The sequence below is a fragment of the Chitinophaga sp. S165 genome, assembly GCF_003182155.1.
Taxonomy (GTDB): domain Bacteria; phylum Bacteroidota; class Bacteroidia; order Chitinophagales; family Chitinophagaceae; genus Chitinophaga.
Window position 1 is genome coordinate 1 of the sequence record NZ_QGTG01000030.1, and the last position, 1624, is coordinate 1624.

Consider the following 1624-nt stretch of genomic DNA (forward strand, 5'->3'; position numbering starts at 1 on the left):
CTTCTATACAACAATCGCTTTAAGTTGCTCCAGTCTTTTTTCTAATCTTTTTATTTTCAATTCATTATTTCTTTTCTGGTATTGGTCAAGCAAGGGTGGGTTAAATTCAGTTTTGTATCTGACCATTTTATAATATATGGTGGCCAATTTATTGGCGGTAGCGACAATAGCATATTTATTTCCACCCTTTGCTTTCATTCGGCGAAAATAATCTCCTAGCCAATGATCACTTTTTTGAACAGCATTTGCTGCCTGCCGAAAAGCTTGCCCTGCAACGGACGGTTGCTTTTTCATTAAGCGTGAACTTATTAATTTGCCGCCAGATATTTTATTATTCGGGCAGAGATTGAGCCAGGATACAAAATGTTTTTCAGTAGGCCATTTGGAAAGGTCTGTGCCTGTCTCTGCTAATAACTGAAGTCCTCCAGTATCATTTAGCCCATATATTGCTAATACATCGACTTTTAAAATGCGATGTAGGTATGCACGAACATTAAAACGAGGATTGTTTTTGCACTTATATTTTGGTTTTGGATACTGAGGATGGTCGGTTTCTTCGATTGAACGAGTAACTACTCCTTCATTACGTATTACTTCATATATACGAAGTTGCTCTTCTATTTTTTGATCGCAAACAAAGATCCTGCGTTGGTATTCCTTATAAAGCCCAAAGCATTCTCCAAGGGTAAACAGATGTTCTTCTCGCCAATTTCCTTGCAGCGATTTTTCTATAACTTCTTTACTGGCTTTAATACGCTTGCCTACCAGAGATAGGAGATTAACTGCATTGCGCTCTCCTTGCAGAATCGCTTCCACAATAGCGCTTCCTGTTTGACCCACTATGTCACTAATGACAGTATGGAGTTTTACGTTCATTAATTCCAATGACTTCTGCATACGTAATATGCACCTGCTGGCTTCGGTCTGTAAGGTCTTCCTGAAACGAACCAGCGTTCGTAATGCTTCCTGCTCGTCAGATGGCAGATAAGAACTGCTCAACAAGCCATAGCTATGAAGCCGCTGTAACCAGGATGCATCACTTTCATCTGTTTTACGACCGCTTACATTTTTTACATTACGGGCATTGACCAGAAATACCTCAAACCCTTTTCTTACTAACAGACTAAACAATGGCTTCCAGTATACTCCTGTACTCTCCAATGCTACTGTATTAACTTTACATTCTTTAAGCCATTGGGCTATAGCCTCTAAATCACAGGTCATAGTACCGAAAGTCCGAACTGGATCATCACATATATCGGGGGCGACAGCCACTGCATGAATTTTGTCCCCAATATCAATGCCGGCAGCTTTAGGGTTAACAACAGAAAGAGATTGAGCTTTCTTTTGAGAAGAGGAAGTTTGCTTTACTTTTGCCATAGTATCAATTTTAAAAGGCAAAAGTCCCTCAGCCTGCTGGCTGATTTAAGTTTATTCTTCTATACGGCCTCTAACGGCCAGTTTGAAACATAAGTAGCCCGCAGAACCAGACTATTTAATGGAGTACGAGACCATTAATACCAATGGTTTGTGCTGCAGAGGGCTTTTGCCTCCTACAATTTACCCTATAAAGTCTTATGTTGTTTTTAGCGAAACAGTGGATCGCCGATTGGCTGACTATTTA

1 protein-coding gene is annotated in these 1624 nt (G+C 40.1%); it reads right to left on the reverse strand.

What is annotated here, in order from left to right:
- Window positions 1-3: 3 nt before the first annotated feature.
- Entirely contained in the window at window positions 4-1380 is a 1377-nt protein-coding gene (locus C7475_RS32680; protein WP_110057640.1) for an IS110 family transposase, read from the reverse strand.
- Between the last annotated feature and the right edge of the window lie 244 nt (window positions 1381-1624).